The organism is Aquihabitans sp. G128 (genome assembly GCF_019048865.1).
Classification (GTDB): domain Bacteria; phylum Actinomycetota; class Acidimicrobiia; order Acidimicrobiales; family Iamiaceae; genus Aquihabitans.
The window spans coordinates 1,902,573-1,919,890 of sequence record NZ_CP077604.1 but is presented as its reverse complement, the minus strand read 5'-3'; the positions used below and the strand labels follow the sequence as shown (position 1 = coordinate 1,919,890).

Here is a 17,318-nt window from a genome sequence, read left to right as displayed (position 1 = left end):
CCCTCGGCGGTTCGACACCCCCGGTGTCGGCTGCCAGCATGCAGCGGTGCGCTGGGGAACGCGAGAGAGCCGGCGCCGAGGCGCCGCGAGCGGTTCGGCGGTGCTCGGGCCGCAGCCCGAGCCGGTCCGGAGATCGCAACCGGCGGTCGACCTCGTGGCGCCGCCGGCGTGCTTCGCCCCCGGTTCCGCCCTGTACCTGCGGCCCGACGGCCTGGTGATGACGTGCTGCGGCGGGTGGCACCTGCTGGGTCGGGTGTCGGGGCCGGGCCGGCGGTCGCTGCGCGAGATCTGGGACGGGCCCGAGCGGGCGGAGCTCCAGGCGGCCCTGGCTGCGGGCAGCTACGAGCTGGGCTGCTTCGCTTGCAAGGTCGAGATGGACCACGCCCCCGGCGGGGGGAGCCTGGCCCGGGAGTTCGATCGCTACGGGCCCGAGGAGCGCCGCTTCCCGGCCATGATCGACTTCGCCCTGTCGGATCGCTGCAACCTCCAGTGCGTGCAGTGCAGCGGCACCTTCTCGTCGTCGATCCGACGGCACCGCGAGGGGCGCCCGCCCCTGCCGGCCGCGTACGACGAGCGGTTCTTCGACGAGCTCGACGAGTTCCTGCCCCACCTCGAGCGGGCGCAGTTCAAGGGTGGCGAGCCCTTCCTCATGCGTGAGAGCCGCACGGTGTGGGACCGCATGCTGGCGCGCGGCCTGGCGCCGGAGATCTCGATCACGACCAACGGGACCATCTGGAACGACAAGGTCGAGCGCTACACCGAGGACCTGGGCTTCGACGTGATCGTCTCGGTGGACGCGGTCGACCCCGCTTCGCTCGAGGCGATCCGCGTGGGCGTCGATGCCGAGCGGCTGTGGGCGAACATCGCGCGCTTCCGGCGCGCCACCGCCCGTACCGGCCACAGCCTGGTCCTCAGCTTCTGCCTCATGTCGATCAACTGGCAGCAGCTCGCGCCGTTCCTCCAGGCGTGCGACCGGGTCGGTGCCGATCCGGACGTGATCTGGGTCGGCGGCCCGGGGAACTTCAGCCTCCTGACGGTTCCCCGGGCTGATCTGCTCGATGTCCTCGCCGGCATGGAGCGGACCGACCGTGCTCTCGGCCCGCTGAGCCCGGCGGCCCGAGCGATCTGGGACGATGCCCTCGGCCGCGTGCGGGGCCAGGTCGAGGGATCCGCATCGACCGTGCCGGTCGTGCTGGGCTCGAGCCGCTCGGCCCAGGCTCGGTTCGACGAGCGGATCGCCTCGGCGATCGACGACCTGGCCGGCGGTGACGGCGCCGCCGTCCTGCGCCTGCACTACGTCGACGAGCTGCTCCAGGACGTGCAGGCGCCAGCGTGGTCCGCGTGGCTCCAGCCGGAGGGTTGGCGAGGGGTCGGCCTGCGCGAGACGCTGACCACCATCACGCTGGCCGCCGGGGGTTCGGTGCGCAGCGAGGTCGAGGAGCTCGAAGGCGGGGCCCACCGCCTGGTGCTGACCTTCGAAGGGGAGGGGCCGGCCGGCCGCGCTCGCTCCATCGAGGGGCGGTCGCTGCCCCACCCGGACGACGCCGGCACGATCTGCCTGCTGTTCGCCGAGCTGCCGTCGGGGCCGGGCGCCTAGTGTTGCCTCGGTCCTGGGGAGGGAGCGACGTGCCATGTTGAGGCTCAACGCCGATGCAGCAGCTGCCCACGATGCGCACCGGCCGGGGGGCCCGCACCCGGGGCGGTGCATGGCGCCCTTCACCAGCATGTACTTCGACCAGTTCGGCAGCGTGCTGGCCTGCTGCATCAACACGGTGCAGCCCATCGGCGCCTACCCCAGGGATCGGGTGGCCGACGTGTGGTCGGGCGTGGCGGCACAGCAGCTCCGCCGCGCGCTCGCCGACGACGACTTCTCGAAGGGCTGCCACGACTGCCACAGCTCCATCGGGTCCGGCAACTTCGACGCCGTCAACGCCATGTTCGACCAGCAGGTCGCCCAGACGCCTGCTCGGTGGGTGGCCGAGCACCCGCCGACCGCTCCGGACCACCACGACCCGTGGCCGCGGCTGCTCGAGTTCTCGCTCTCCACCCGGTGCAACCTGCGCTGCACCATGTGCAGCGGCTACTGCTCGTCGGCCATCCGCCGGGCCGAGGGGCAGCCTCTGCTGCCCGAGCCCTACGGCGAGGACTTCGTCGAGCAGCTGCGACCGTTCCTCGAGCACGTCGGCGCGGTGAAGTTCTACGGCGGCGAGCCGTTCCTCGCCCCCGTCAACTTCGCCATCTGGGAGGCCCTGGTCGAGCTCAACCCGAGCTGCAAGGTGTCCATCACCACCAACGGCACGATCTGGAACGACCGCGTCCGGCGGGTGGTCGAGGGCCTCGACGTCGCCATCACGGTCTCCATCGACGCCGCCACCTCGACCACGTTCGAGGCGATCCGCCTGGGTGCCGACCACGCGCAGGTGCTGGCGAACGCCGAGCGCTTTGCCGCAGCGGCCGGCGGGCTCAACCTGGCCGTGTGCGCCATGCAGCAGAACTGGCACGAGGTCCCCGACATCGTGCGGATGGCGAACCAGAGGGGCTGGAACCTGGCGTTCAACGTGGTGCGCTACCCCTCGGACCACTCGCTCGCCTCGCTGGGGGCCGACGGGCTGGGGGCCGTGGTGGCGGCCTGGGATTCGTTCGACCATGCGGAGGAGCCGGGCGCGGCGGCCGGCGGTACGACGGCCAGCAACCTGGAGCGCTTCGCCAGCATGCGAGCCCAGGCGCGCGGCTGGCTGGAGGCCGCGCAGCCCAGCACGACCGACGTCACGGTGTCGGCGAGCGCCGCCGGTGCCCGGGAGCGCCGCCGAGCGTGGATCGACCTCGTGGCGGAGCTGGCCGGGCTCGCCGGCGCGCCCGACGGGCACCTCGGCGAGGGGGGCTTCGCCGCCGAGCTGGACCGGCTTATCGCCGGCTTCGAGGCGGCGGTCCCGTCCGAGGCCCAGGGCGCCCGGCTCGCCGGAGCCCTCGCCGCCTTGCTGGAGGAGGCGCCGGACGATGTCGTGGCCGCCCGGTTCGATCACCTCGGGCGAACGTTGGCCGCGTCGTCGGTGACCCACCGCATCCGGGCCATGGCCGAGCTGCCGCCGGCACTGATCGCGCAAGGCGTGGCGCACGAGGACCCCCGGACCATGGCCGCGCGGCTCGACTCCTTCTTCCCGCCCCTCCGGCCGGCGTCGGCCGGCGGTGCCGGGAGCTGATGGCCACCGACGTCCGCTCCCCGATGACCTCGCCGACAGCCATCGGTCGCCTCGTGCTCCCGGTCGCTGCTGCAGCGGTGCTGGTGGCGGCGGGCCGGCCGATCCAGGCCGGGCTGGTCCTCGTCGCGGCCGCGGTGCTCGCCGTGGCCGGTCGGCTGGGCGTGCCCGTCGACGCCGCGCTGCGGCGGGTCGGGACGGCGCTCGGCGTCGTCGCGATGGCCCTGCTCTTCGTGGTGTGCTTCGTGCCTGCCTGGGCGCTCGGCGCCCCAGCGCGCCGGCGGGCCCAGCGCCGCTCGCCGACGGGGTTCCGCGCGCAGCGGGCGTCCGGCTGCGCCGCGGTCCCTCTACGCCACGGACCCGGGGATCGGTGGGCGGCGCGGGCTCCTGGCCACCGCCTGGCAGGGGCTCGGCATCGTCGTCGTGCTCCTGGGCCTGAACTACGCGATCGGCTACGGCTGGGAGGTGTGGCTCGACCCGCCGCGCGCCGGCGGCCGTGCCGGAGCGGATCGGTGCCCAGGCGCCCGGCAGCTACCGAGATCCCCGGGTGGACGTGCCCGCCATGGCGGCCTACCCGTGGCGAGAGGAGTACTTCGCCGAGATGGCCTCGGTGCCCGTGCGCTACCGGCCCTACCTGGAGTACCAGGCCGGGCCGTTCGCCGGGCGCTACGTCAACATCGAAGGCTGGACACGTCGGTCGTACCGCTCGCAGCCGGCCGGCAGCGACGTGCCGGTCGTGGAGTTCTTCGGCGGCTCCAAGATGTGGGGCGAGGGCCAGCGCGACGAGCACACCATCCCCTCGATGGTCGCCCGCTACGCCGCCGAGGCCGGGGTGCCCATCGAGGCGGTCAACGACGGGCAGCGGGGCTGGGTGAACTGGCAGGAGATGCTGCTGTTCGAGCAGGTCACGGCGGGTGACGAGCGGCCGGACCTCGCGGTCTTCTACGACGGCTCGAACGACGTCAACGCCCAGCTCGGGCCGGTGCAGGGCGTCCCGACCACCACCACGGAGGAGGGCATCGCGCGGCTCTTCGACGATGCCCAGGGCAACGCGGCGCCGTCGCCGGCACCGAGCTCGTCGAGCTCGTCGCTCGGGGACCTCCTCCGCCAGGTCGTGTCCCGGTACGACGAGCGCAGTGCCTTGCACCGCCTCCTGGACCAGGACCCGGCGGGCGCCTCCGAGCGGTCGGTGGGATCGCTCTCATCCGCCGCCCAGGACCCCTCGGCCATCAAGCCTCCGACCGCGGCCGACGTGCCGAAGGTGCTCGCCGCCACCCTCGACGTCTACGCACGCGGCAGAGCGCTCATCTCGTCCGTGGCCGCCGAGCGGGGGATCGAGCCGGTGTTCTTCCTCGAGCGCCAGATCACCCGCCAGCCGCCGGTGGGCGCCCCCAAGGCCGACTACGCCCGCTACCTCCAGATCATCGACGGCCTGCGCGCCGCCGGCCCCGACGTCATCGACGTGGCCTCCGTGCTCGACGACCACCAGGACACCTACATCGACCCCGGCCACACCAACGAGGCCGGAGCGGCGCTCATCGCCAAGGCGATGTTCGAGCACCTCGAGCCCCGGCTGCGAGCGTGGTACCGCACCCACGGCTGACCCGATCCGGCCGGGTCGGCATGGGCCCGCAACAGCGATGCCGAGAACTGAAACGTGTTCTAGTCTGACGCCATGTCATCCGAAGAAGATTGCATCGTCGAGCGTGACGGCCACATCCTGACCGTCACGCTCAACCGGCCCGAGGCCAAGAACGCCTTCAGCCCCGCCATGCTCGTGGTGGCGGCCGACGCGTGGAAGCTCCTCGACGAGGATCCCGAGCTGCGGGTGGGCATCCTGACCGGTGCCGGGGGCGACTTCTGCTCCGGCATGGACCTCAAGGCGCTCTCGGGCGGGATCGACCCGGCCGACGCCGACCGGATGGCCCAGGACCCCGACCTGCACTGGAAGGCCCTGCTGCGCCACTTCCGGCCCAGCAAGCCGATCATCGCCGCCGTCGAGGGCTACTCCGTCGCCGGCGGCACCGAGATCCTCCAGGCCACCGAGATCCGGGTGGCCGGCGAGTCCGCCCAGTTCGGCATCGCCGAGGTCCGCCGCGGCCTGTTCCCGCTCGGCGGCTCGACGGTCCGCCTGCAGCGCCAGATCGCCTTCACCAACGCCGCCGACCTGCTCCTCACCGGGCGCCTGATCAGCGCCCAGGAGGCCAAGGAGATGGGCCTCATCGGCCACGTCGTGCCCGACGGTCAGGCCCTCACCAAGGCCCGCGAGCTGGCCGACCAGATCGCCGGCAACGGTCCCATCGCGGTGGCCGCCGTGCTCAAGTCCATGCGCGAGACCGCCGGCATGACCGAGGCCGACGGCCTCGCCCACGAGCTCACCCTCGGCTGGCCCGTCTTCGCCACCAACGACGCCAAGGAAGGCCCCACCGCCTTCAAGGAGAAGCGCCCCGCGCAGTTCACGGGAACGTGATCTTCCTCGTCACTCGTTCGCTGGCGCTCACTCCGTTCCTCGGAGCTTCGATCGACGGCTGACGCCGGCGTCTTCGCACGGAGGGCGGCGGAGCCGCCCTCCGTGGGTGGGGGCTCCGCAAGCTCCGCCCCCCACACCCCCCGGGCTCGCTTCGCTCGGCACCCCACCTCGTCCTCGAGGGATGGTGGGGTGCCGGGGTCATGGCTTGGTGGAGAGGCTGAGGGCGAAGTCGCCGGCGGTGTCGGTCCACCAGTGGGTGAGGTCGAGGCCGGCGGTGGCGAGCTCCTGCTCCACGCGCTCGCGGCGGAACTTGGCGGAGATCTCGGTGTGGATGGTCTCGCCGTCGGCGAAGGTGCGGTCGATGTCGAGCGAGGGCACGGCGATGCGCTGCGGGCCCACGGCTCGGAGGTGCATCTCGATCCACTGCTCGGGGGTGCGCCAGCGGGCCTCGTGGGCCCAGCCGTCGGGGTCGACCTCGGCATCGAGCGCTCGGGCCAGCACCCGCAGCACGTTCCGGTCGAACTCGGCGGTCACGCCCTCGGGGTCGTCATAGGCGGCCACCAGCCGGGCCGGGTCCTTCACCAGGTCGGTGCCCAGCAGGAGCGAGTCGCCGGGGGCGAGCGACGCGCTCCAGGTCGGCCAGGAGGCGCGCTCGCGCTGCCGGCTCGTAGTTGCCGACGGTGCCGCCGAGGAACGCCACCATGCGGCGGCCGCCGGTGGGCAGCTCGCCGAGGTGGCGGTCGAAGTCGCCCACCACGCCGTGCACCTGCACGCCCGGGTACGCCTCGGCGAGGTGGGCGGCGGACCAGCGGAGGATGCCCTCGGACACGTCGAACGGCACGAAGCGGCGCAGCTGGCCGGCGCCGGTGAACGCGTCGAGCAGCAGGCGGGTCTTGTCGGAGGTGCCCGAGCCCAGCTCGATCAGGGTGTCGGCGCCCGATGCGGCGGCGATGGCGCCCGCCTCCCGCTCGAGGATCTCGCGCTCGCGGCGGGTGGGGTAGTAGGCGTCGAGCCGGGTGATCTGGTCGAACAGCTCGCTGCCGCGGTCGTCGTAGAACCACTTCGAGGGCAGCGACGCCTGCGCTCCGCCGAGGCCGGACCGCACGTCGGCCCGCAGCGCGGCGTCGAGGTCGGCCGGGTGCAGGTGCACGTCGACGACCGGGGCGGGCACCGTGGCCCGGCGCTGGTGGTGGCGGCCGCTGGGCCCGCCGTCCTCGAGGTCGGCGGCGAGGCGGACCGTGGAGAAGGCCCACCGGGCCGAGGGCGGGAAGAAGTTGCGGTAGGTGGGCCGGGTGTGGCCGCTCGGGGTGACCGGCGCCGCGCCGCGCAGCACCATCTGCGACGACATGAACTTGCCGTTGTACTCACCGATGGCGCCCTCGACCGGAGCGAAGCGGGGGTAGGGCCGGTAGGAGCTGGCCGTCCACTCCCAACCGTCGCCGAAGAGCTGGCGGATGCCGGCGTCGCCGGCCTTCGCGGCCGGGCGGGGGTGCAGGGTCCCCACGGCCAGGTCGTTGGGCAGGTCGTCGGCGGCCTGGGTGGTGGCTGCCACCTCCCACTCCTCCTCGGTGGCCAGGCGGTGCCCGGCCCAGCGGGCGTAGGCATCGGCCTCGAAGAAGCTCACGTGCACCACGGGCGTGGCGTCCAGCACCGGGCGGGTGCCGCCGAGGGTGAAGACCGACCACCCGTCGGCGCCCTCCTCCCAGTACAGCGGGGCGCGCCAGCCGTTGGCCTGCACGGTGGCCCAGCCCTCCGACAGCCACAGCTCGGCCCGCTCGTAGCCGCCGTCGTCCATGAACGCCTGCCACTCGCCTTCGGTGACCAGGCGTTCGGCCAGGTGGAACGGCTCCACCAGGGCGCGGTGGCGGGGACCCTCGCTGTCGAAGGAGAAGCCGTCGCCGTCGGCGCCCACCGAGACCAGTTCGGTCGGCGCCACGTCGACCCAGCGCAGCGGCTCGGTGGCCGGGCCGGAGAGCGCGGCGGTGCCGAAGCGGTACACCGGCTTGAGGGGGGTTCACCGAGAACACGTGCTTGATGTCCATGAGCAGCAGCTCCTGGTGCTGCTGCTCGTGGTGGGTGCCCAGCTCCAGCAGCGGGGCGATGGTTTCGAGCAGGTCGGCGTCGGCGCCGTCGATGAGCTCGTCCAGCGCCCGGTCCACCGCGGCGCGGTACTCGGCCACCTCGTCGCACGTCGGCCGGGAGATCAGGCCCCGCTGGTTCCGGGGGTGCCGGTCGCCCACCTGCTCGTAGTACGAGTTGAAGAGGTAGTCGTAGGTGGGGTGCACGGGCTTGTAGCCCGGCAGGTGGGGGCCCAGCACGAACGTCTCGAAGAACCAGGTGGTGTGGGCCCGGTGCCACTTGGTGGGGCTGACGTCGTCCATCGACTGGACCATCTGGTCCTCGGGCGCCAGCGTCGACGCCAGGTGCTCGGTGAGCTGCCGGGTCCGGCGCAGCCGGTCGACGATGGCGTCGCTGGTGAGGGCGTGCGTGGTGGCCATGGGGGGATCCTCCGGTGGGGCCGGCGTCCGGAGGACCGTACCGGGCCAGGTGTCGTGGGTGGCGCAGGGCGGCGCAGCGTTCACCAGGTCGCAAGGTGCGCCCGGCGCAGCCGGCTCAGGCCAGGCTGGCGTCGAGCGTGATCTCGATGGCGGCGAGGGCCTTGGAGACCGGGCAGGCCTTCGAGGTGGCGGTGGCGATCTCCTGGAACTCGGCATCGTCGAGGCCGTCGACCTTGGCCCGGGTGATCAGCTCGATCTTGGGGATGGCGAAGCCGCCCTCGGCCTTCTCGAGGTGGACCTTGGCGGTGGTGCTCACCGACTCCGGCACGTGGCCCGCCGAGCCCAGCTCGTTGGCCAGGGCCATGGAGAAGCAGGCGGCGTGGGCGGCGGCGATGAGCTCCTCGGGGTTGGTCCCCGAGCCGTCCTCGAACCGCGACGAGAACGAGTAGGCGCCCTCGACGGCGCCGGAGCTGGTCTTGAACGAGCCGTTGCCGTCTCGCAGCGCACCGTTCCACGTGGCGTCGGCGTTCCTGGTGGGCATGGTCGTCTCCTGGGGTGGCGGGTGGAGGACGACCCGCGCACTACCCGCCCCGCCCGCAGCTGAGCACCCCGAGGCGTCGGGGGCGCCCTGCCATCAGGCGTCGGCGGGGGTGGCCACCGCAGCCTTGGCCACCTCGGTGGCCCAGGGGTAGTCGGGCTTGCCGCTGGGGGAGCGCTGGATCTCGTCGACCAGCACCAGGTGGCGAGGCGTCTTGTAGGCGGCGAGCTGGGTGCGGGAGTGGGCGTCGAGGTCGGCCAGGGTGGGCGGGGCCTCGCCATGGCGGGGCTGCACGACGGCGCAGACGGCCTGGCCCCAGCGATCGTCGGGCACGCCGACCACCAGCACGTCGTAGACCTCGGGGTGGCCCTTCAGGACCGACTCCACCTCTTCGGGGAAGATCTTCTCGCCACCGGAGTTGATGCAGACCGAGCCCCGGCCGAGCAGGGTGATGGTGCCATCGGCCTCGTGGAGGGCGAAGTCCCCGGCCACCACGTAGCGGGTGCCGTCGGGGGCGTGCACGAACGTGGCGGCGGTCTTGACCGGGTCCTTGTAGTAGCCGATCGGGATGTTGCCGCCGCGGGCCAGCTTGCCCACCACGCCGGTGCCGGCCGGGAGCGGCACGAGGTCGTCGTCGAGGACCACGGCGTCGCGCCCGGCGCTCACCGTGGGGCCGCCGCCGCCGTGGTTGGCGGTCTGGCCCTTGGTCTGGATGACCATGCCGTTCATGCCGCTCTCGGACGAGCCGATGGCGTCGATCACCATGATGTTCGGCAGCAGCTCGAGCATGGCGTCCTTGAGCGACGGCGAGAACACCACCGCACTCGACGACGTGACGAACAGCGACGAGAGGTCCCAGCGATCCGGCGACTCCTGCAGGGTCTCGATCAGCGGGCGGGCCATGGCGTCGCCGGTGATCATCATCGTGTTGACCTTCTCGGCCTCGATGATCGACCAGACCGCCTCGGCGGAGAAGCGGGGCACGAACACCACGGTGTTGCCCTCGAACAGGAACCGGAGGGCGCCCCACTGGGCGGCGCCGTGCATGAGCGGCGGGATGTTGAGGCTGACCATGGGAGCCGGCGTGGCGGCAGCCTTCTCCGCCAGCTGGTGGCCGTGGGTGACGCGCTCGTTGGTGTAGGCGTCGACGCCGCCGCCGAGGGCGTAGAAGACGTCCTCGTGGCGCCACACGACGCCCTTGGGCATGCCGGTGGTGCCGCCGGTGTAGATCACGTAGTGGTCGTCGTCGGTGCGGGGGAGGTCGGGGCGCTCGGCCGAGGCGCCGGCGATGGCGTCCTCCCAGGCGATGGCGCCGATGGTGGCGGGGTCCTGCTCGGCGCCGGTGCCGCTGCCGTCGTCGACCATCACGAAGTGGCGCAGGCCGGGGACCTTGGCGCTGACCGCCGCGATGCGGTCGATGTACTCGCGGTCGTGGACCAGCGCCACCAGGTCGGCGTTGTCGAACAGGTAGGCCAGCTCGTCCTCGACGTAGCGGAAGTTGATGTTGATCGGCACGGCGCGGATCTTGAAGATCGCCACCATGGCCACCAGCCACTCGGCGGTGTTCTGGCCGTAGATGCCGATGTGGTCCCCGTGGCCGAAGCCCTCGGCCAGGAGGTGGTTGGCCAGCCGGTTGGCCTCGTCGTCCATCTCCAGGTACGTCAGCCGCCGCTCGCCGCAGACCAGCGCCATGCGGTCGGGAACGGCGTCGACGGCGCGCTCGAACAGATCGGCGATGTTGAACCCCATGGGGACCGTTTCTAGCACCGAAACTGGAACACGTTCTCGTTTTGGCGGGCCGGTCAGGCCTTGGCGGGAGCCTTCTTGGCGGCAGCCTTCTTCTCGGCCGGCGCCTTCTTGGTGGGAGCCTTCTTGGCCGGGCGCTTCGGGGCCGGGGCCTTCGCCTCCGGCTTCGGGGCCAGCCCGGCGGCCACCTGCAGCTCCAGCAGCGCCTCGTTGACCCGGTCGGCCATGTTCCAGACGTCGGGCACCAGCTCGCGGTCGACCATGAAGCCGAAGTCGACCGAGTCGCGGTAGCTGAAGACGGTGATGTTCAGGCCCACGCCCTCCATCACCGGGCCCATGGGGTAGGCCGCCACCATCTCGGCGCCGGCGTAGTAGAGCGGGAACGGCGGCCCGGGCACGTTGGAGATGATCACGTTGTGGATGGGCCGGTGGCTGCCGGCCAGGCCCCAGCTGGCGTAGAGGCGCGACGCCAGGTTGAAGGTGTTCGGGGCGGCGTACTCGGCCCAGTTCTGGAGCATGTCGGCGCCCACGGCCTTGTGCTCCTCCTTGGCGCCCACCGTGCAGGCCTGGATGGCCCGGATGCGCTCGGTGGGGTCGGCGAGCTGGGTGTCGAGCGTGGTGAACATGGCCGAGACCTTGTTGCCGCCGGCGGCCTCGCCCTCCTGGCGCACCGAGACGGGACAGGCGGCGACGAGCGGCTCGTCGGGGAGCTCGTCGCGATCGAGCATGTAGCTGCGCAGGGTGCCGGCGCAGAGGCCGAGCACGACGTCGTTGACCGTGCACTCGAAGGCGGTCTTCAGGGCCCGCACGTCGGCCAGGGGGACCCGGGCGAAGCCCACGTTGCGCAACGGGCTGAGCGGACCGCACCACGAGGTGTTCGGGGCGCCCAGCGGGGCGGCCCCCACGGCCTTGTCGGGGTCGCGCCGGCCCTGCACCACGCGGTTCACCGCGCCGACGGTCTGGCCGATCAGCTTGGGCAGCGCCACGGTCTTGCGGAAGCGGGAGGCGGCGGCGTGGCCGAGCAGCTCGAGGTCGGTGGGGATGGACTCCGGCTCGCGCTCCTCGGGTGCCGGCGGGTCGGCGGCCTCGGGCTCGAGGTCGAAGAGGTGGACCATGAGCTCGGCGCCGGAGCTGCCGTCGATGGCCGAGTGGTGCACCTTGGTCACCACGCCGATGCGATCCTGCTTCAGGCCTTCGATCACCCACAGCTCCCAGAGCGGCCGGCTTCGGTCGAGCGGGGTGCTGGCGATCTGGCCGGCCATCTCGCCGAGCTCGCGGCGGCCTCCCGGAGCGGGGCAGCCGATGCGGCGGATGTGGAAGTCGAGGTCGAAGTCCGGGTCCTCCACCCACACCGGGTGGGCCAGGTTCAGCGGGACCTCGACGAGGCGGCGGCGGAACGGCGGGACCAGGTGGATGCGGCCACCGATGAAGTCCTTGATGTTCTCGAACGAGTAGCCCCCGGGCACCGACGACGGGTCGAGGACCATGGTCATCGCCACGTGCATGTGGTTGGTGGGGTTCTCCAGGTAGAGGAAGGCCGCGTCCAGCCCCGTCAGTCGTTCCATGCCTGCTCCATCGCTCTCGGTGCCGGGAGTCTTGCAGTTCCCGTCCCTGCTGTGACCGCCATCACGTCGGGGTCCCGGCGGCCCCGCAGAATTGGAACGTGTTCTAGTCTGACGGCGTGGACTTCGACGACACGCCCGCAGAAGCCTCCTTCCGGACCGAGGCCCGTGCCTGGCTCGAGGCCCACGCCCCGGCCAAGGGCAGCGCCGAGGACTTCTCCACCGGGTTCCTCGAGGGCACCATCAGCCCGGAGGTGTTCCTCGAGAAGACGAAGGCGTGGCAGCGGCTCCTGGTCGACGAGGGCTGGGCCGGCATCACCTGGCCGAAGGCCTACGGCGGCCGCGGCGGCCGTCCGATGGAGTCGGTCATCTGGGCCCAGGAGGCCAACCAGTTCGGCGTGGCGGTCAACACCTTCGCCGTGGGCATCGGCATGGCCGGTCCCACCATCCTCCGCCACGGCACCGACGAGCAGAAGGCGCGGTACCTGCGGCCCATGCTCCGGGGCGACGAGGTGTGGTGCCAGCTCTTCAGCGAGCCCGACGCCGGGTCCGACCTCGCCAACATCACCACCCGGGCCGTGCGCGACGGCGACGAGTGGGTGGTCACCGGCCAGAAGGTGTGGACGTCCGGCGCGGACGAGAGCGACTGGGGCATCCTCCTCGCCCGGACCGACCCCGACCAGCCCAAGCACAAGGGCATCACCTACTTCCTGGTCGACATGAAGAGCGCCGGCTTCGACATCCGGCCCCTCAAGCAGATGACGGGCTCGGAGCACTTCTCCGAGGTGTTCATGGACGAGGTGCGCATCCCGGCCGAGAACGTGCTCGGCGAGGTCAACGAGGGTTGGGCCTGCGCCATCACCACCCTGTCGAACGAGCGGGGCCTCATCGCCGGCGGCAACAAGTCGAGCGACATCGGCGTGCTCATCGAGCTGGCCCGCAAGCGGGGGCGCGCCGACGACCCGATCCTGCGCCAGGCCATGGCCGACTGCTGGATCCGCCAGCAGATCCAGCGCTACCTGGGGTTCCGCATGCAGACCGCGCTGAGCAAGGGCGTGCCGCCCGGGCCCGAGACCTCGGTCATGAAGCTGTTCGCCGCGGAGTACCTCCGCCGCCTCGGCAACACCTCGCTGGCCATGCTCGGGCCCGAGGGCGCGCTGCTCTCCCACGACTCCGACGCCGGGCAGGAGTGGCAGCAGCGCTTCCTGTTCGCCCCCGCCATCCGCATCGCCGGCGGCTCGAACGAGGTGCAGAAGAACATCATGGGCGAGCGGGTCCTGGGCCTGCCACGCGAGCAGCAGGCCGACCGCACCGTGGCGTTCCGCGACCTGGGCCGCACCGGCTCCTAACGTGTCGCCTCCAATGGACGTCGAACCGGCCACCCTCACCAAGAGCCAGGCCGCCCGCCGGGAGCGCGTCATCCGTGCGGCGCTCGACCTCGGGGCCAGCGGTGGCTACGACAGCGTCCAGATGCGTGACGTCGCCACGTCCGCCGGCGTGGCCCTGGGCACCATCTACCGGTACTTCTCCTCGAAGGACCACCTGTTGGCCGCCGCGATGGTCGAGTGGACGCACGACCTCGAGCGCCGGGTGGGCCAGCGGCCGCCGAAGGGCGACACCACCGCCGAGCGGGTGGGCGACGTCCTGCGCCGCGCCACCCGCGCCATGGAGAAGGAGCCCAAGCTCTCCGAGTCGGTGGTGACTGCCCTGCTCTCGCCCGACCGCGGCGCGGCCTCGTGCCAGGAGGACGTGTCGGCCTCGATGACGCGCATCCTCTCCATGGCCCTGGGCGACGACTTCGACCCGGCCTTCCAGGCCCAGGTCACCCGCACGCTGGGCCACGTCTGGTTCTCGTCGCTCATCGGCTGGGTCAACGGCTGGTCGGGCTTCACCAAGGTGTCCGACGAGCTCGACCTCGCCACCCACCTGGTGCTCGACCAGTACGACCGGTAGGCCCGACCCACCGCTCGACTGGGCCGGGCCGGGCCGGGCGCCCTATCGCTCCCAGGCGGGGGCCCAGGGCGGGTCGACCTGGCGCTCGTTGCGATCGAGCGCGGCGATGGCCTCGCGGTCGGCCTCGTCGAGGTACACGTTGGCGGCACCGAGGTTGTCCTCGGCGTGCTCACGGCCGGTGGCCTTCGGGATGACCGCGAGGTGCTCGCTCTCGTCGAGCAGCCAGCGCAGAACCACCTGCACCGGGGTGGCGTCGCGCGCCTCGGCGATGCCGGTGATGACGGGATCGTGCAGCGCCTCGCCCCGGGCGAGGGGCGAGTAGGCGGTGAACAGCAGGTCGTGCTTCGCCGCCAGCTCCAGCAGGCCGGGCTGGGCCAGGTAGGGGTGGTGCTCCACCTGCACGTTGAAGATCGGGGCCACGTCGAGGGCACGCTCCAGCTGCGGGGGCGTGAAGTTCGAGACGCCGAGGTGGCGCACCGCACCGTGCTCCACGAGGTCGGCCATGGCGCCCAAGCGGGCCGGCCAGGTCTCCTCGTCGAGCGGCCAGTGCAGCACGAGGAGGTCGACGTAGTCGGTCTGGAGCTTGCTCAGGCTGGTGCCGACCGAGGCCTTCACCGACTCGGCGGAGAGGTGCTCGTTCCACACCTTGGTGGTGAGGAAGACCTCGGACCGGTCGATCCCGGACGCGGTGATGGCCGCGCCCACCAGCTCCTCGTTGCCGTAGGCCTGGGCGGTGTCGATGTGGCGGTAGCCGAGCTCGAGGCCGGTGAGGACGCCGGTGAAGCAGTCGTCGCCCTCCAGCTCCCAGGTGCCGTAGCCGATGGCGGGCACGCTGGTGCCCCGGATGTCACGGATGGGTTGCGGGGTGCTCATGGCCGCGACCTGCCCGATCGACCCGCCCCCGAGACGACCCACCCCCGAACTTGTCGCAGTTGTCCGCGCCCGGCGTCGAGAACTGCGACAAGTTCGGCGCTGGGGGCGGTCAGATCTGGCCGGCGGCGTCGGCCCAGTAGGGGTCGCGGAGCTTGCGCTTGATGAGCTTGCCGTTGGGCTCGCGAGGGAGCGACTCGGCGAAGTCGATGGTCTTCGGCAGCTTGAAGCGGCCCATGCGGGTGCCGGCCCACTCGAGGATCTCAGCAACCAGGGCGTCGCTGGGCTCGAAGCCCTCGTGGAGCTCGACGACGGCCTTGATCTCCTCGCCCCAGTCGGCGTTGGGGATGCCGAAGACGGCGACGTCCTGCACCGCGGGGTGGTTGATCAGCTCGCCCTCGATCTCGGCGGGGTAGATGTTGGCCCCGCCCGAGATGATCATGTCGCTCTTGCGATCCCGCAGGAACAGGTAGCCGTCGGCGTCGAGCTCGCCGAGGTCGCCCACCGTGAAGAAGTTCTCGATGCGGTTCGCCTTGGTCTTGGCGGCGTCGCCCTTGTACTCGAAGTCGGCCATGAGCTGCATGTAGACGGTGCCGATCTGGCCGGCCTCGAGGCGGTTGCCCTCGTCGTCGTAGATGCGCAGCTCGCTGCCGGGCCAGGCGGTGCCCACCGAACCGGGGCGCTCCTGCCACTCCTTGGCGGTGATGACCGAGCCGCCGCCCTCGGTGGCGGCGTAGTACTCCTGGATGGTGTCGCCCCACCACTCGATCATGCGGTGCTTGATCTCGAGCGGGCAGGGCGCCGCACCGTGGACCATGTTGCGCAGCGAGCTCACGTCGTAGCTGGCCCGGACGTCCTCCGGCAGGTCGAGCAGGCGCACGAACTGGGTGGGCACCATGTGGCTGTAGGTCACCCGGTGGCGCTGGATCAGCTGCAGCGTCTCCTCGGCCTGCCACTTGTCCATCAGCACCACGGTGTGGCCCAGGTGCAGGGCGTTGCCCGTCCACATCAGCACGGCCGTGTGGTAGAGCGGCGAGACCGTGAGGTGCACGTGACCGTCGTGCGGGGCGATGCCGAACAGGTTCGGCAGGTAGGCCAGCAGCTCGCCCATGTCGCTGGGGTCGATCTCGAACAGGCCGCGCTTCACGCCCTTGGGGCGGCCGGTGGTGCCCGACGTGTAGTGCATGGCGGCACCAGTGGTGCGGCCCTCCGGCGCCGTGTCGGGTTGGCCGTCGGTGAGGTCGGCCAGCGGGCGGAACTCCTCGACGGTGCCGACGGCGAACGAGCGGTCGGCGGCGAAGCCGGCCTCGGTGGCGGCGTTGCGGGCCACCTCGGCGAAGCGCTCGTGGGCCACGAACACCTTGGCCTCGGTGTCGGTGAGGATGTACGCGACCTCGGGGCCGACGAGGTGGAAGTTCACCGGGGTGAAGTAGAGCCCCACCTGCAAGGCACCCAGGTAGAGCTCGATGAGCTCCAGCGAGTTGGGCAGCAGCACGCAGACGGTGTCGCCCGTCTCCAGGCCCAGCGCCCGGAAGCCGTTGGCGGCCCGGTTGGCCCGGGCCAGCAGGTCGCCGGCCGTGCGCTCCGTGCCGTCCGGGCCCACCAGCGCGAGGTGCTCCGGTCGTGCTTCAGCCAGTCGCCAGAATCCGAGGTCTCCCATGGCCGCCGACCGTACCAACCGAACTGGAACGTGTTCTAGTTGGCGCCCGACGGACGGCGACCCGCCCGACCTAGCCTCGGGCCATGGCGATCGCGTCGTACAAGGACCTGTGCATCGATGCCGGGGACGTGCCCCTCGTCGCCCGCTTCTGGGGCGAGCTGCTGGGCCTCGAGGTCGAGGTGCGCGGCGACGGCGTGGCCTCGCTGGCCCGCGCCGGCCACGTGGTGCTGTGGGTGAACCCGGTGCCGGAGCCCAAGGTCGTGAAGAACCGCGTGCACCTCGACCTGTGGGTGGGCCCGGGCACCGACCTCGCCGCCCGCGGTGCCGTGCTCCTCGCCGAGGACGGGGGCTTCCAGGTCTGGGCCGACCCGGAGGGCAACGAGCTGTGCGCCTTCCCGCCACCTGAAGGCGTGGTCCTCGACGAGCCGGCGCGGTGGTTCGCCCTGTGCACCGACAGCGCCCGGCCGGCCGAGGACGCCGCCTGGTGGGCGGGCGTGGTGGGCGGCGAGCTGCGGCCCGGCCCCGACGGCGCGCTGCGCTACCTGCACGGTGCCGCCGGGCTCGGCGACGTCGTGTGGAAGTTCGTGGGCGTGCCCGACGAGCGGACGGTCAAGAACCGCTGGCACTGGGACGTCGTGGCCCGAGTCGAGGACCTGGTGGCGGCCGGCGCCCGGGTGCTGCGTCCCGAGGGCGACGGCCTCCGCTGGTCGGTCATCGTCGACCCCAGCGGCAACGAGCTCTGCGCCTTCGCCCCGCCCGACGTGCGGTAGGTCGCCGCCTCTGGCGGAACGACTTGCGAAAACTGAAACGTGTTCTATTGTCGC

The 17,318-nt window shown here is 71.9% G+C and carries 14 protein-coding genes and 1 pseudogene; 7 read left to right on the top strand and 8 right to left on the bottom strand.

What is annotated here, in order from left to right; all coding sequences use genetic code 11:
• The first annotated feature begins 100 nt into the window (after positions 1–100).
• From KSP35_RS09150 to KSP35_RS09135, 4 genes are all read left to right on the top strand, one after another.
• Positions 101–1,597: a radical SAM protein gene (locus tag KSP35_RS09150; RefSeq protein WP_217001116.1), complete on the top strand. Its 1,497-nt coding sequence runs from the start codon at positions 101–103 to the stop codon at positions 1,595–1,597.
• Positions 1,598–1,706: 109 nt separating this feature from the next.
• Positions 1,707–3,200 carry a radical SAM protein gene (locus KSP35_RS09145; protein ID WP_217001114.1) on the top strand — a complete coding sequence of 498 codons (1,494 nt, stop codon included), beginning with the start codon at positions 1,707–1,709 and terminating at the stop codon, positions 3,198–3,200.
• 544 nt (positions 3,201–3,744) lie between these two features.
• Complete coding sequence (locus tag KSP35_RS09140) at positions 3,745–4,800, top strand: hypothetical protein (RefSeq protein ID WP_217001112.1); 1,056 nt, start codon at positions 3,745–3,747, stop codon at positions 4,798–4,800.
• Positions 4,801–4,872: 72 nt separating this feature from the next.
• Positions 4,873–5,667, top strand: a complete 795-nt coding sequence (locus KSP35_RS09135) for a crotonase/enoyl-CoA hydratase family protein (RefSeq protein WP_217001110.1) — start codon at positions 4,873–4,875, stop codon at positions 5,665–5,667.
• 198 nt (positions 5,668–5,865) lie between these two features.
• On the opposite strand, the gene KSP35_RS09130 is transcribed toward KSP35_RS09135, so the two are convergent.
• From KSP35_RS09130 to KSP35_RS09105, 6 genes and pseudogenes are all read right to left on the bottom strand, one after another.
• On the bottom strand, positions 5,866–6,249 hold the full coding sequence (locus KSP35_RS09130; RefSeq protein ID WP_254127062.1) for an L-histidine N(alpha)-methyltransferase: 384 nt from the start codon (positions 6,247–6,249) through the stop codon (positions 5,866–5,868).
• The gene (locus KSP35_RS09125) at positions 6,215–7,666 is read right to left on the bottom strand and encodes an L-histidine N(alpha)-methyltransferase (RefSeq protein WP_217001109.1); all 1,452 of its coding nucleotides are present in this window, start codon (positions 7,664–7,666) and stop codon (positions 6,215–6,217) included. The genes KSP35_RS09130 and KSP35_RS09125 overlap by 35 nt, the downstream gene beginning before the upstream one ends.
• Positions 7,667–7,778: 112 nt before the next feature.
• Positions 7,779–8,165: pseudogene (locus tag KSP35_RS25745) on the bottom strand (DinB family protein); the annotation flags it as partial.
• Between the two features lie 115 nt (positions 8,166–8,280).
• Positions 8,281–8,706 (bottom strand): OsmC family protein, encoded by a 426-nt coding sequence (locus KSP35_RS09115; protein ID WP_217001107.1) that lies wholly within the window; start codon positions 8,704–8,706, stop codon positions 8,281–8,283.
• Positions 8,707–8,799: 93 nt separating this feature from the next.
• Complete coding sequence (locus tag KSP35_RS09110) at positions 8,800–10,452, bottom strand: acyl-CoA synthetase (protein ID WP_217001105.1); 1,653 nt, start codon at positions 10,450–10,452, stop codon at positions 8,800–8,802.
• 53 nt (positions 10,453–10,505) lie between these two features.
• On the bottom strand, positions 10,506–12,014 hold the full coding sequence (locus KSP35_RS09105; RefSeq protein WP_217001103.1) for a wax ester/triacylglycerol synthase family O-acyltransferase: 1,509 nt from the start codon (positions 12,012–12,014) through the stop codon (positions 10,506–10,508).
• Between the two features lie 116 nt (positions 12,015–12,130).
• Here KSP35_RS09105 and KSP35_RS09100 point away from each other — a divergent pair, with 116 nt between their 5' ends.
• Together KSP35_RS09100 and KSP35_RS09095 are read left to right on the top strand one after the other, a co-directional pair.
• On the top strand, positions 12,131–13,360 hold the full coding sequence (locus KSP35_RS09100; RefSeq protein ID WP_217001101.1) for an acyl-CoA dehydrogenase family protein: 1,230 nt from the start codon (positions 12,131–12,133) through the stop codon (positions 13,358–13,360).
• A gap of 13 nt (positions 13,361–13,373) precedes the next feature.
• On the top strand, positions 13,374–13,964 hold the full coding sequence (locus tag KSP35_RS09095; RefSeq protein WP_217001099.1) for a TetR family transcriptional regulator: 591 nt from the start codon (positions 13,374–13,376) through the stop codon (positions 13,962–13,964).
• Positions 13,965–14,006: 42 nt separating this feature from the next.
• On the opposite strand, the gene KSP35_RS09090 is transcribed toward KSP35_RS09095, so the two are convergent.
• Together KSP35_RS09090 and KSP35_RS09085 are read right to left on the bottom strand one after the other, a co-directional pair.
• A complete protein-coding gene (locus KSP35_RS09090; RefSeq protein ID WP_217001097.1) occupies positions 14,007–14,837 on the bottom strand; it encodes an aldo/keto reductase in 831 nt (276 codons plus the stop codon).
• 109 nt (positions 14,838–14,946) lie between these two features.
• Entirely contained in the window at positions 14,947–16,494 is a 1,548-nt protein-coding gene (locus tag KSP35_RS09085) for an acyl-CoA synthetase (RefSeq protein ID WP_217001095.1), read from the bottom strand.
• Between the two features lie 83 nt (positions 16,495–16,577).
• Between KSP35_RS09085 and KSP35_RS09080 the strand changes: the two genes are divergently transcribed.
• A complete protein-coding gene (locus KSP35_RS09080; RefSeq protein ID WP_217001093.1) occupies positions 16,578–17,264 on the top strand; it encodes a VOC family protein in 687 nt (228 codons plus the stop codon).
• Positions 17,265–17,318: the final 54 nt, after the last annotated feature.